Source organism: Natroniella acetigena (assembly GCF_023227745.1).
GTDB classification, from domain to species: domain Bacteria; phylum Bacillota; class Halanaerobiia; order Halobacteroidales; family Halobacteroidaceae; genus Natroniella; species Natroniella acetigena.
The window spans coordinates 33,364-47,159 of record NZ_JALKBX010000005.1 but is presented as its reverse complement, the minus strand read 5'-3'; the positions used below and the strand labels follow the sequence as shown (position 1 = coordinate 47,159).

The window sequence follows — 13,796 nt, the reverse complement described above, 5'->3', positions numbered from 1 at the left end:
ATATCTCATCCTTATAATTTGATTTGTATTATCTATCTCTTTCTTTAACTGCTCCAATCAATCAGTTTTTCAAAAGTAATAACTTCTTGAGGAATCCTTACCTCATTCTCCCAGAGTACTTTAATCATATTACTAACGTTCTCTGCCCCTTTATTTTTAAATTGATCAATGAACTTATTCAAAACAGTCTCATCTCTATCTTGTTTGCTTTTGAGAGCATATTTTTGTGCAGGTAACAACATCTGTTTATAATAATCAATCTGTAATTCCAAAGATAAATTAGGGTATTTCTCCTTAAGACCAATATAAATACCCAGCCCCTCTGGGTCTAAATCCCCAGCGTACTTAATTCTTATCTGCTCCAAATCAGCTATCTCATTAAGAAATTTAAGGCTAGCACTAATCTGTTTTCCATTACCAAAGATCAAAGTATCAGGTGCAAAAGAAAAAATGGAAAAATCAGCCTCCAAAGCCCGCTTACAAGCAATAAAGGCTGAATGATTTTCCAGAATTAAAATCTTTCTAATAGGAGAACTTCCTTTCTGCCAGTAAACAAACATCTGACTATACTTCTCAGCCTTGATATCAGCCAGAGATAATTTTAATCTACTCAATAACCTCTTACCTTCCTTTTCACTCAAAAACTTTTCATCATAAAAAAGCTCCAAAGACCTCTCTTCTCGACTGGCCCATTCCCGTTCATCTTTTTTAGCTAAAAATTTATCCAACCTATTAAGTTTTGCAGCCAGCTCTTCTGTCTGTAATTGAGGACGTTTTAGATAATAACCCAACTGTAATCTTCGAGATAATTTAAATATCAATTGATCAGACCAACCTTTTTCCACTTCTTTTACAAGCTGCCACCGGGTCTTTAAAGCTGGGTTACGCCCATTCAAAGGAGCACTCTTAATAGCAACAATCTTCCCCTCTTCTTTCTGCTTCATTAATAAACGATAAAGTCCTCGATATCCACCATGTTCTTGATAAGCACTCATTCCACCCAGTTCAGCCACCAAAAAATCTTTCAAAGCAGCAAGGTCAAATCTCTTTCTTCCTTTCATCTCCCGCTCTCTAAATAGCTTAAAGAGTTGTTTCAGTCTGTCGTACCCTTTCACCATAAATCACCTGCCCAGTTACAGTTCCTCGATTCTCTTCTCGCTTACTGATCTCAAGTGCCCAAAATGTCGGGAACCTTTCGCTAATCTCCGTCTTAATAATCTCTGGTGCTGCAAAGGCAATAATCTGAAAATTTAATTTGTTGGCAATTTCAAAGACAGGATCTAAGACATGAGCCGCAGAAGCCTTACCAAAAGGGTTATCCAGCAAAAGCACCGTCCAAGGATTATCTCGGTGCAGTCTCTGCTTCTTATAATTAAGCAACATCATCATCATAAAAGCATTAATAGACAGTGATTGACCTCCGCTGCCTTCAGCAATGTCACCTTTGCCTTGAATCACTGCTTCCCAATCAGCATAATAATGATCTTTAGGGCTGGCATAAAGAAATTCATTCCTTTCTGTCATCTTATAGACCTGCAAAACAGGATAACGCCCTCTCAAAATTCGAGAAAAAAGAGCAGCATCTCCGATATATTTCTTCAATTGAGCAAGACTCAACCTTTCTACATTTATATTTTTACGCTTAAACTTCTCAATCAACTCTATAAAATACTCCTTCAATTCAATCATAATCTCCTCTTTCTCTTTAGGTAACAAATCAGTTCTACGTAATCTAACCAAAGGAAAAGCATAATCCTGTTGATTATGATAAACCATATTATTAATCATTTCCTGTAAGGAATTGATAATTCTCATAATGTGCATAGCCGATCTTTCCGCCCATTGCTCTCTAGCTTCTTCAGCTTCATTCTTATTTTCATCAAGAGTATTCAACTCATTATGAAGAAAATCCTGAAAGGTAAGCAATATCTCATGATTAAAATTATAATTCTCACTTCTGAAATTATCAATAATACCTTCTTGAATCTTGGTTCTTAAAATATCATTCTCTATCAATCGATTTACATCACCCTTAAATTGATAAAAGTTATCCTCAGTTTCTTCCTTTAATGTTTTTAATTGCTGCTGATTCTCTTGATAATCCTTAATCCAGTCTGCCACTAGTTCTTCTGGGTTGGCCCTTACTTCTTCTTTAATCTGCCCTCTTATTTTCCCTTTTTGCGAATCTAATTGATAGAAATCAAGCTTGCTAATCAAAGCATTTAAATTACTAATCCGCTCATGATAGTCATTAATCATTTCTGAAATTTTTTCTAAGTATTTTTTATCTTCTTCTAAGGCAGCATTGATTTCTTGATCCTTCTCCTTAAGATTTAATTCCAACCAAGGTCGGACTGATCTTTGAAAAAGCTGCTTTATTTCAGCCCGTAGCTCATTTAACTGCTCTTTTTTACTATCAATTTTACCTTTCAAAACATCATTTTTCTTAGTAAATTTCTTTATCTTTCCCCCTAGTTCTTCAAGTTGTTCTTTCAATTCTTCCAACTTAATCTCTAACTCTTCTCGATTAATTATTGCAAAGGAATAATCTCTCCAATCAGCAGCAAGTTCCTCCATCTTCTTTTCTAATTTTAGAATCTGCTCTTTGGCTTTCTTCCTATCTTTTCGCAAAAATTTAATCTCTACATTTTTCTCTTCTTCTCTCTTTTCTAGATCGAGTAATTCTCGATAATTAGCATATAAAGCTGAATCACAATAATCATATAGTTGAGGAGAATTAGACTGCTGCTTAGTCGTCCTCTGCTCATTAAATTCAAGCTTTGGCACTAATTCCTGTAACTCAACTATAAATAGCTCTAGGTTATCTAACCAATTTTGATATTTATTTTCCACTCGCGGCTTAATTTGATTATTCTGCCGTAGTTTAGAAGTAGTTGTTGTCATTTTCTCTTCTAACCCAACTATTCTTTCTTCAGTTTCTGCTATTTTAGTTTCTTGACTCTTTAACTGCTCAATCTTTTCAGCAAAATTCTTTATTTCCCGATGATCCTCTTTTAATCTCTTTATCCTGCTCTCTTTTCGGGCCAACTCCTCTTCCAGACTGGCATCTTCTCCTTTTAACTCCTTAATCTTTTGCTCTCTATTTTTAATCTGCTGCTCTAAATTTTCAATCTCTTCAACTACAGCAGTAAGCTTCTCCTTGATTGCAGCTGCAGACTCCTGCTGCAAGAGCTGTTCTGCATTATAAATCACTCGCCTAATATTCTTTATCTTCTGCTGCAAAGTAAGAAGAGTCTTCTCAATTTCTCTTTTGCGAATATCCAGTTGGCTATACCATTCCTGATATTTTTGAGGGGTTTTAATTAACTCTTCTTCCTGACCATGAAGCAATTTAAAAGAAGCTGCTCCCTTATTTTCTTCCAACTGATGATTAATAAAAATAGGCACCGGTGCTCGAAAGAGATCCTCTTGTGTTAAATTTCTTTTTACTTTCTTCCAGTCTGCTTCATACATTAATATCAAACCATAAGACAATAATGGATAATCATCCCATAACTCTGCTTGATCATCACAGAAATTAATTAAAAAATCACTACCATAATAGACTTTAATATCCAACTGGGAAATTTTTTGATATAGCTTTTTCTGATCATGATTAGCAATCCAGTAGTCCTCTTCATTTAATACTAGAGCCAATTCAAGTTTATGAACTTCCTTAGTTAACTCCTCTAATTTATCTTCCTTTTCAGTTAATAACCTCTCTACTTTACTCCTATTACTTCTTAACCATTCCTGGCTATAAACTTCCTTGAATTTATCAAGCTCCAGCAACTTTACTAACTCAGTAAATAAGACTTCTTCTTGAGCCTTCTGCTGTTGATAATCTTCTTCTAAACTCTGATAATCCTTTTCCTGCCGGGCCAACTCAATCTTTAGTTGCTCCTGCTCTTCTCTTTCTTCCTCTATTTTCAGATTCAAAGCTTCTCTTTTAGAAGTCATATCTTCAAGCTTATCCTCTTTCTTCTCCAACTGCTCACTAAGTTGCTCTAGTAAATAATCAGGAGTCATTAATTGTAAAGGATTAAATCTCTCCTTTAGATTTTCTCTCCAGCTATCCAATTTCTTCTTCTCTGCTTGATAGCTATCAATTATCCGTTCATTCTTTTTAAGCTCAACTTTAAGCTCTTCTTCTTCTCTATACAGCCTCTGTTGCTCAAAATCTAAATGATTCAAATAACTACAAGCAGTTTGGCTACTCTCCTCCAACTTCCTTTTCAACTTTGGCCATTCATCCTTAATTCTATCCTTTTGCAGAGCAATCTGTTCTTGCAAATTAGTTAGATCGGTTGCAGATTCCAATCTCTCAATCCTTTTTTTCAACCGCTGATACTCTCTTTTTTGTCGTTGCCAAGAAAGATAATGCCTATTTAACCTTAGTTTCTTCTTTTCTCCCTGTAATTGAGCCAGCTCAGTCTCCAAAGTAGCTATCTTCTCTTCAAATTCTGTCTGCTTCTTTTCTAATTCTTTTAACTTCCTCAACTTAACTGCATATTTCAAATTCCACTGCTCAAATTCCAGCTCCTCAATCTTAGCTGCTACCTCTTCTTTATTCTGCTGGGTATCCTGCAGTTCATTCTGAAGATAAGTCTTTCTACTTTCTAAAGCTCGCAGACAATTATTCCCCCGCTCTCTGATCATATCTGTTATTTTATCCAATTTAACTCCCCGCTTACTATCAGACAACAGAGGCTCAACCATCTTTAACAGCTGATTAATATCTGCACTCCGAGAAATAAGCTCAGGTAAACTTTCAGCTATCTTAATATTTTCAACAAACATATTGAGCAAAGAAGTACCACTATCAGAATTAATACTTTCACTGACAGCAGGAATAATCAATTTATCAAAAAGGGCCTGATTATCCTTAGCCTGCGAAAAATACCTTTCCAACCCACCTTCAGAACGATTTATAGTCTTCATAATCTCCCATTCAGAACGATAAATTCCATGGCTGGCCAGATATTGATAATAATCAGAATTAAGATTGCTGACAGCAGTTTTAGAATACTTAGTAAAGATATGTTGCTTATCATCAATCAAAGACTCCAATTCATCATAAGAAAGTACTCTATCATCTGATTTAAGATGCAAAGGCATATTTATCAGACTGAATTTACTATCCCTACTATACTCATGGGTATAAAGAAAGTATTTAAGCCCCACTTTCCCTTCACTTTCATTTAACATATGGGCTGAAACACAGATAGCAATTAGCAGCCTTTTATCTGAACTATAATCTAAATTCCATTCCAAAGCTACATGGAAGGTATAAGGTTTAAAATTATTATGACGATCATAAAACATTCCTTCCACTTTATTGCCGTTATTTCTACCCCAAGATGTACCAGGCAACATAATCTGCGAAATCAACTGCAACATAACTCCCTTACCACTTCCATTTTGTAAGGTAAACAGAGTATGATCCCCTTTAGCTTTAGCTCCTAGCTCAAAGATTGAATCTTTATGTCTTTTTTGAAAACCATCATATTTATTTCCACTAATTCTGATTCTACTTAATTTAGGCATCTTGCTCCTCCATCTTCTCTTTACTTTCTTCAATTAATTTTTTAAACTGCTGATAACGCTCCTGATCTTTATAAATTTCATCCAGCCTTTCATATAAGACAGGTCGAGGAATAACCTTTAATTCATCACTATTATCTATAATCAACTCCTGCTCAACCAATGGTCTTAAAGCTGTATTAATAAAACTGAGTCGATTATTCTTAGTTCTAACCACATCGATACTATCATCAACTTGACTCAGTTTATATTCACTAAACTCAGTCAACCATAATTCAGCCATCTCATCTACAGCCAGTGACCACTGTTGGGTAAAGGAATCTTCCTTTTGGCTTCTCTCCTGCCAAGCTTTAAGAGTGGCAGTTACTAAATCAGCCAGTCGATAGTAACTGATCCCTTCTTCCTCCCAGCGCACTCGAACATAGCTTTCCTTATCTATTTCTGCCAGAAAGATAGTAATAATTATATTAGCCAAATAAAAGTAACGCTTCCGCTGTAATCCACTATATTTTTCCTTCATCTGTGTATAAGAGTTAGCAAAATCAGAACCTCGGGCCTTGCTAACCAGATGTATATTCTGCGGAGTATGAAAGACCCTAAGTCCCCCTTGAGCAGCAATATTATTAACAATACTGCGTAATTCCCCATCTCGACAATACTTCTCCGCTAATTCTTCAGAAACGGGAATAATCTGCTCCTTCAATAATCTAAAAAATAGAGCAGCCCCTTCTTCTAATTGTTCTCTATTAAAAGCCACTTTATTCCTCCTTTAGATATAAAATATAGGGAGCTATTTCAAATTCAGTTCCTAACTTAACCCTAGACTTAGCTAAATCAAGGGTTGCACTTATTTTCTTGCCAATTAATTCTTTAAACTTTTCATTCTTCTCAACTAGCCGTTTAAATAATAAAAGCCGTTCATCCAGCCCCGGATACTCCTCCTCTACAGCTATTAACTTAATCTCTGTAATAATAAACATCATAAATAATTCTAAATTTTTCTCTTGGGCCAACCATCTCTGCTCTTCTAACGGAGAAATCTGATTTAAACTACTTAATGAATACTCTCCCTTCTCCAGTAGTTCAACAAATACAGCTTTCCATAAATCTAAAATCTGCTCCCAGTCAATCTCTTTAGGAGGGGGCTCTTCTTCCTCTAGCTCCTCTTGCTCATCTTTTTCAGTAACTGTATAATTATAAGATTGCTGTTTGGCCCAAGCCCAATCCAGAGGAAAAATAAAATCCTCTGTCGGAGAAAAGAGTGGATTAAGCAATTCACTCAACAGCTCCATCTTTGGTAAGCCCGAATTAACAATTGTATCTTGCCAAAAATCTTTTTTAAAAGTAACTTGAGCTATCTTCCAGAAAACATCAGGGTTATTTTTTCGTATCTCCAGCTCTAGTGATAAATTTGAAATAGCCAGCTCCGCCAGTCGATTATGCAAGCCTCGAGCTCTCTCCAACTCTTCAAAAAGTAGCTCTCCTTCTTTCTTCTTTTGGGTTGGAAAACTATCTAACCGTCTTCGCCAACTGAACATATCAGCAAAGACCCTTTTCTCTTCAGCAAATTGTTCCTTTAATTCTCCCTTCGTCATCTTCTTTCCTTCTTTGCGAGCAGAAAAAATCAAGGTCGGATTACGCAAAATATCCTCCCGCCAGTCCTTTTCCTGTTTAATTAAATTCTTGACTCGAGCAATTAAATTACTGACACTCTCTTGGGCATTAGAAAAATTACCATTCTTAATCAACTGTAGAGTATAAAACTGCTCTAAATCAAAGCCAAATTCCTGCAAGATCTCTCTAGTAATAAAAATAATCTCCTGGGCTACTTCTGTCAGCATATAAACCGTAGTACCACCCTGATCCCAGTTTGAAGCTTCCCGATCAGGAATTAAATACCTGAACTTATACTCTTTAAAATCACGCTCTATTTCATCATAAAGCATCACCGAAAAATTTGCCTGTTGTCTAGGATCTCCAGAATATAAGACTCCATCGACCAACCGTCTGATCTCTTCTTGAGAAGCAGTCAAATTCATTTCCTTAACAATTTGTCCGACCATCTCAATTAAATCTACCTTCCTGCGTTGATAATTGTCATTTATCTCCCGGTAAAAAACCTTTAATAATAAATAAAGAGCCACCTGATGGGCATAATCATTTAAAGCACCTACATCCATCCCTTGGCCCAGATGAGAAACAGCCGCAGTCTTTTTTAATCTATCAGCTAAGCCACTACTCGCTTCATTCATACAATCACCCAATCCGACAAATAATCTATGTAATTTATCTTCACTACCCTACTCCTTCCTAAGCTCACCTGGCAACCCTTCTTTAATCATTTCCTTTTAAGCTTAGAATTATTTATGAACTACTCGATTCCTAAAAAGGACAATCTAAGATACTAGCAAAAGCCTTAATCACAAAATCAGACTTATCATAATCATCTGGCTTATCTAAAGGATAATCTTCAATACCATATACCTTCCAAATAGCATAGAAAAGATCATAATTTCCATTCATAATCTGCTTTCTAGCAGCAGTTAATAAAGTCAATAAATAATCTTCACTTTCATAATCTAGATCCTGATTACCAAAAACACTCCAATCCTGATTTGGCTCTGCTAGATAAGAATAATCTAAACAAGCATAAATACTTATAATTGCTCGTCCATCTTCAATCTCAATATCAACTCCTAAATCCTCTGTTCCTCTAAAATTATATTCTACTAACTCCTCTTCTTGTTCTTTTGAAGAAATATCAAAAGCAATTCCTAAAGTCCACCAATCATAACTTTCAGAATACATCACATCAAAATAATCTTTTAACAATGGCTCCCAACCACCAGGGATATCATAACCATCAACATTATAAGTAAAATCTACTCTTCTTCTACTAGGATGGGCTCGACTTGATAGCGATGACACCGCATCTCTTGCCTCTTGCTCTAATGGCGTATCAACAGCCAAAAACTCATAAGAAGTAGAACTATGATCAGCAGTAAATCCTTTTCTAATACTAATTATTTGCATTATTATCTCCCCTTATTATTTATTTTTTGTTATCTTTTCCATAAAGGATAAGAATGATCATCATCTTCACTGATCCAACCTCTTATCTCATCTTGTCTTGCGAAAGGAACACCTCCACTTGTATAGCCAATAACATTCTGTACAACTTCTATCTCATCTTCTTCTATTGAATGATATCTATCTTTTTGTTTCTTACCTGTAGCACTCTTATCAACCTTTGTTAAATAAGGAATGTTTCTTAGCTCTTTAACTGCACACTTTTGACCAACTCCATAACGCTCCATATACTCTTTAACGCTAACAGAATATTGATTTTCAAAATATCTTTTAAACTCAGCTTTTCTCTCATTTTTATTCAGTTGTTTTAAATGCGATACTATAGGCTGAGGACAAGCAAGGTCAGCTTTTCTCCCGCTTTCACTAAAAACAGGACAGCCCCCACAAAATTCTACAGCATCACAAGAATTACAAATACTCTTTTTGAAAAACCCTTTATGCTTAAAAAAGCGATAATGCTTAATTATTCTTTCCTCTTTCCAAACTCTATCCAAATCATCATTTAAGATATTGCCTGCTTTAAAATCTGAGCTAATTAATTGAGAGCAAGGAAAAATAGAACTATCTGGAGCTAAAGCTAAAATTCTCTCTCCTGCGACACAACCTCGAAGACCTTTGGTTTTAGCTTGACTAGGTTTAAGCCTTCGTTGTAAAAAGCTTAATCCACAATCAAGCCTTAAATCCAAATCATACTCCCTGCTAACTTCAACTAACATCTTTTCAAACTCAATTAAATCATAATCACTTGGCTTTTCTTTAAGCCATTGCTTAATATCCATTGGTGGTTTATAACGGAGTAAAACTACCCTAGTGATATCAAGTTTGCTCAAATAACGAATTATTCTTTTGAAATTTTTAATTACACTTTTAGATATAATTAAATTAACTCCTGTTTCTAAGTCAAAACTTTTAATCTTAGCTACAAGGCTATTTAATCTAGCAAACTCTTCTTTTCCTTCTACAAGTAACTTATGATGATTAAGTCCTAATTGTAATGAAGTTATACTCTTTGTAAGCTCTTTTAATAAATCAGCATCAATCTCATCAACTCCAATAGTAATGTGAACTACCAGCCCCTTTTTATGAGCATATTGAGTTATCTCTGTTAAATCATCACGCTCTAATGCTTCTCCACCACCAATTGCCAACTGAAAAACGCCCCAATCTGCAAGCTTATCCACTACTTTTAAAGCATCCTCAGTTTCTAAATTTTCAAATTCAGCCTTATGTTCTTTAGCATAACAATCTAGACAATCTTTGCTACAATCGTATGTAATTGCCCAATGAACTGTCTCGGGAGCACTTAGGTGTTGGAAACTTGGCCAATTTTGATCAATCTTAAACTCTAATTCTCTAATTTTAAACTCAACAGCCAAAGCTTTAATTTTTAAAATCACCCCATATGCTCTAGACTGCTTCCAATAATATTCAATTACTTGTTCAGGAAAATCTTTTCTTAACTTAGCAGCTAATTCATCAAATTCATTAGTAGCAAAAAATCGAAAGCTAATCTTTGGAGTTAGATTCAAAAGTTCATCAATCACAAGCTTTTTATTATCTTCTGCCATAGAAATTCTTAAATACTCTTTAAGATTCTTCTCTTTAGCCTCCTCTCTTTTTCGGATTCACAGAGTCCAAAACAAAGCTCTATTAATATATCAACAAAACCAGAATTTCCTATCTTATACTCTTTAATAGCCCCATCTATCACCTTAATTTTCATCTCAGTAATTATATTCTCTTCTTCAATCAAGTCAAAAATCTTATAAAGATATCCATATGCTTCATCTTCCTTATCTCTTGAACCGCCACCATAGAAATTAAACTCTGATATTATTCCTTGAGCTTTATTCCAATATTCCAATAATAAATCATCATCAAGCATTTCTTCTTCCTTATTTTTCTTCAACCATTCTAAGATTAATTCATCCAAGTCAAAATTTTTCTCCCTTAAACTCAAAATTAAATCAAATAATTCTTCTTCATTAAGATTTTCTAATCGCTTTTCTAAAGACATTTGACTCATCAGCTTCACCTCTATTTTAAGAATTAATAAATTGATTAATATCATTATCATTCTAACGATCTGTTCCATAAGAGCCAAAAAGATAAACAGCTATTATATCATCATCTTCTTTGAAGTAATTCTTTAAATTAAGCAAATTTCATAACTAATAAATATACGAAATGGTCACTTTTAGATATTCTTAAAAAATAGCCAAAGTTTAAGAATATAAAAATGACTTCACCCTTTTTTATCGAATATAATTAGTGACCAAACTAATTAAAATAACAGGGTGAAGTCACTATGAATACTATTCGACAAATAGAAGAGCTTTCCTTCAAAGAAGTAATAAACTTATCACCAAAAGCTAAGATAGAAGAAATTTTTGAGTATTTTGATTTTAAAGATATAATTAATGATGTTAAAAGTCAGTTTAATAATAAGTCCAAAAGGATATAGAAATCAAATTGAAGCTATATTTCATGCTTTCTTAGCACAACAGATCGAACAAATTCCATCAAGAGTTAAATTAATAAAAAGACTAAAAACTGACTTGAAATTTAGGTATATTTGTGGTTTTAATATCTTTGGTTCAATTCCAAGTGAAGCTACTTTTAGTCGTTATTTTCTAAAATTCATGAAGCAAATTCTTTAGAAAAAATTCTATTATAAACTAGTAATCAAAGCTATTGAAATAGGGCTAATAGACACAACAAAAATAGCTATTGATGCTAGTGCTTTAAAGACTTACGAACGAGCTAAACCTAGAAAAAAAGTCAATAAAGATAGTCCTAATACTCCAGATTGGGGTTCTAAGCAAGACTCTCATAATAATCAATGTTACGCCCCCTATTGCTTTTGGACAAGAAGTTATTTAACACTTATAATAATTAATAGGGGGAGATAATTATGCCTAAAGGTTCTATTTATGATAATGAATTCAAAATGGAAGTAGTACTTGAAGTGCTAAAAGGTAATAAGCCTTCTGATGTTGCTGAGAAATATGGTGTAAGTCGTAATTCAATTTATGCTTGGAAAAACCAATTTCTTGATGGTGGACTTAAAAACCTTGGTAATAAAAAGCAAATTGAATCTCAAAAAGATGTTAAGCTTCGAGAAAAAGAGCAACAAATTGATGAGATGAAAAAGATTATTGGTGAACAAAAAGTTCAACTAGAAATCCTCACTACCCAGCTTTGAAAAAACTGGTTATGGCAAGCCCAAAAAAGCCTTGGCAGGATTAAATATTACAGATAAAATAAAGCTCGTTAATCACTTAAAGAGTGAATATAAAATTACAGAACTCTGTAAGACTTTTAATTTATCTAGGAGCACTTATTATTACAGACAAAATAATAAAATTGAAGATAAAAGGTCTCAAAATAAATCGCTTTATTCAGGCTATCCAGCTTATGATAGAAAGGGCAATAAAGTACCTGAAAAAGAAATTGTTGAGCTTGTAAAAGAATACTGTGATAAATATTCTTTTGCAGGCTACAGAATGATAACAGATCATTTAAGGTTTAGCGAGGGTCTAAAGGTTAACTATAAGCGTATTTATCGCATGATGGATGTTCTTGATTTGTTGCAAGATAGAATTACTCCTAAACCAAATAATTATAAATTAAAGCAAAAGCATGAATTAACTGGACCAGACCCCTACCAGTCTTAAAAGAAAGACTGTCCGTGAAAACCATAAAAACCATATCAATTATGGGAGATGGATATGGTTCAGATGTATATAGATGAGAGTGGACACTGGGTTTATATGTTTGATATTATCGATGTTTATACTAGAGAAATAGTAGGTCATCATGTAAGTCTTAGATGTCGTATTAAGGAAGCACTTAAAGCTTTAAAAGAAACAGTAAATTCACTCGATATTGATAACTTAATTTTAAAAACTGATAATGGTACACAGTTTAGGAGTAGAGAGTTTCAAAAATACATTGCAGAGTTAGGTATTGATCATGAAAGAATTGTTGTTAATACTCCTGAAGAAAACTCTCATATTGAAAGCTTTCATGACACCTTAAAACGAGAAGAAGTCTATCAAAAGCACTATCATAATATTTTACATTGTAAAGGTTCTATAAAAGAATTTATTAATGAATACAACCATAATCGTCCACATTCAAGTATAGCAAGTGTTCCACCAGCTTATTATCAAAAGCAATTGGTTAATGACTTAATCGATGGTGTTAAAGTAATAGCATAAGAATCAATGAGTAAATTAGAGCAATTTTCTGTTAGAAAAGCATAGTCTTTTCTTGTCCAAAATATTAGGGGCAAGGTCAATATCTAGCCCTTGTAAATCAAGTAGTTTTTTTATAAAATTATTGTTGATTTGCATCCGATATATTCTCCTTTCATTTGATCTGGCATATTTAATGATAGAGGATATATCGGTTTTTTTGTATCTTTTTTACTGTTAATTTATGTTATTTTTATTAAATCACAAAAGTCGTTGTTAAACCAAATAGTTTAAGGTTAAATTTAAGATTAAGCTGTCCAATTAAAAACTTTAAAGCTAAAGAGTTATCCATAATCACACAATTTCATAAACATAAAAAACCCTAAATTCCAATAATAAGTTGAACTAATTTCATCCAAAAGACTTTACTCAGATTCAATCAAACTATTTGAGTAATATTATTAACAACGATAAAATATTATTAGGTAAGTACTTATTACAAGGGAGGGAATCTTTTGGAAACGAAGCTCAATAAAAAAATCATAAATCTTAAAGCCTTAATTGCAATCTTTATCACTATCGCATTGATCATTTACTCCGAGCAAGCATTTGAAGCAGCAGTTAATGGCTTACATACTTGGTGGGAGATCGTCTTCCCTGCCCTATTACCTTTTTTCATTATTGCTGAGATCTTGATGGGTTTAGGTGTAGTTCACTTTATGGGTGCCTTACTAGAACCACTAATGAGACCAATTTTTAAGGTTCCAGGGATTGGAGCTTTTGCAGTAGCTATGGGCCTAGCCTCCGGCTATCCGATCGGGGCCAAAATCACTGGGCGGTTAAGGCGAGAAAAGCTATGTACTCAGGTTGAAGGAGAGCGATTAGTCTCTTTTGCTAACACTGCCGATCCGCTCTTTATGGTAGGTGCAGTAGCTCCGGGAACATCATGATATAAAAAATTGG

Annotated in this window: 12 protein-coding genes and 1 pseudogene; 6 read left to right on the top strand and 7 right to left on the bottom strand. The window is 34.0% G+C overall.

Going from position 1 to position 13,796, the window contains the following annotated elements; genetic code table 11:
- Positions 1–44 precede the first annotated feature (44 nt).
- From MWH25_RS02340 to MWH25_RS02310, 7 genes are all read right to left on the bottom strand, one after another.
- Positions 45–1,118: a Wadjet anti-phage system protein JetD domain-containing protein gene (locus tag MWH25_RS02340; RefSeq protein ID WP_248625404.1), complete on the bottom strand. Its 1,074-nt coding sequence runs from the start codon at positions 1,116–1,118 to the stop codon at positions 45–47.
- Entirely contained in the window at positions 1,081–5,547 is a 4,467-nt protein-coding gene (locus MWH25_RS02335; protein ID WP_248625402.1) for a coiled-coil domain-containing protein, read from the bottom strand. Before MWH25_RS02335 ends, MWH25_RS02340 begins: the two co-directional genes overlap by 38 nt.
- The gene (locus MWH25_RS02330) at positions 5,540–6,301 is read right to left on the bottom strand and encodes a DUF6063 family protein (protein ID WP_248625400.1); all 762 of its coding nucleotides are present in this window, start codon (positions 6,299–6,301) and stop codon (positions 5,540–5,542) included. Before MWH25_RS02330 ends, MWH25_RS02335 begins: the two co-directional genes overlap by 8 nt.
- A 1-nt stretch (position 6,302) precedes the next feature.
- Positions 6,303–7,808, bottom strand: coding sequence for a hypothetical protein (locus MWH25_RS02325; RefSeq protein WP_248625398.1), 1,506 nt, complete (start codon positions 7,806–7,808; stop codon positions 6,303–6,305).
- Between the two features lie 118 nt (positions 7,809–7,926).
- The gene (locus tag MWH25_RS02320) at positions 7,927–8,577 is read right to left on the bottom strand and encodes a hypothetical protein (protein ID WP_248625396.1); all 651 of its coding nucleotides are present in this window, start codon (positions 8,575–8,577) and stop codon (positions 7,927–7,929) included.
- A 29-nt stretch (positions 8,578–8,606) separates the two neighbouring features.
- Positions 8,607–10,202 (bottom strand): radical SAM/SPASM domain-containing protein, encoded by a 1,596-nt coding sequence (locus MWH25_RS02315; RefSeq protein WP_248625394.1) that lies wholly within the window; start codon positions 10,200–10,202, stop codon positions 8,607–8,609.
- 8 nt (positions 10,203–10,210) lie between these two features.
- Positions 10,211–10,660, bottom strand: a complete 450-nt coding sequence (locus MWH25_RS02310; RefSeq protein ID WP_248625392.1) for a hypothetical protein — start codon at positions 10,658–10,660, stop codon at positions 10,211–10,213.
- Positions 10,661–10,942: 282 nt separating this feature from the next.
- On the opposite strand from MWH25_RS02310, the gene MWH25_RS02305 reads away from it, so the two are divergent.
- From MWH25_RS02305 to MWH25_RS02285, 6 genes and pseudogenes are all read left to right on the top strand, one after another.
- Positions 10,943–11,098, top strand: a complete 156-nt coding sequence (locus MWH25_RS02305; protein ID WP_248625390.1) for a hypothetical protein — start codon at positions 10,943–10,945, stop codon at positions 11,096–11,098.
- On the top strand, positions 11,055–11,294 hold the full coding sequence (locus MWH25_RS13115; protein ID WP_428832787.1) for a transposase: 240 nt from the start codon (positions 11,055–11,057) through the stop codon (positions 11,292–11,294). Before MWH25_RS02305 ends, MWH25_RS13115 begins: the two co-directional genes overlap by 44 nt.
- A 254-nt stretch (positions 11,295–11,548) precedes the next feature.
- Entirely contained in the window at positions 11,549–11,839 is a 291-nt protein-coding gene (locus MWH25_RS02300) for a transposase (RefSeq protein WP_248625388.1), read from the top strand.
- A 31-nt stretch (positions 11,840–11,870) separates the two neighbouring features.
- Complete coding sequence (locus MWH25_RS02295) at positions 11,871–12,311, top strand: IS3 family transposase (RefSeq protein ID WP_248625386.1); 441 nt, start codon at positions 11,871–11,873, stop codon at positions 12,309–12,311.
- 54 nt (positions 12,312–12,365) lie between these two features.
- Positions 12,366–12,857 carry an integrase core domain-containing protein gene (locus tag MWH25_RS02290; RefSeq protein WP_248625384.1) on the top strand — a complete coding sequence of 164 codons (492 nt, stop codon included), beginning with the start codon at positions 12,366–12,368 and terminating at the stop codon, positions 12,855–12,857.
- 491 nt (positions 12,858–13,348) lie between these two features.
- A pseudogene (locus MWH25_RS02285) lies at positions 13,349–13,774 on the top strand (nucleoside recognition domain-containing protein); the annotation flags it as partial.
- Positions 13,775–13,796: the final 22 nt, after the last annotated feature.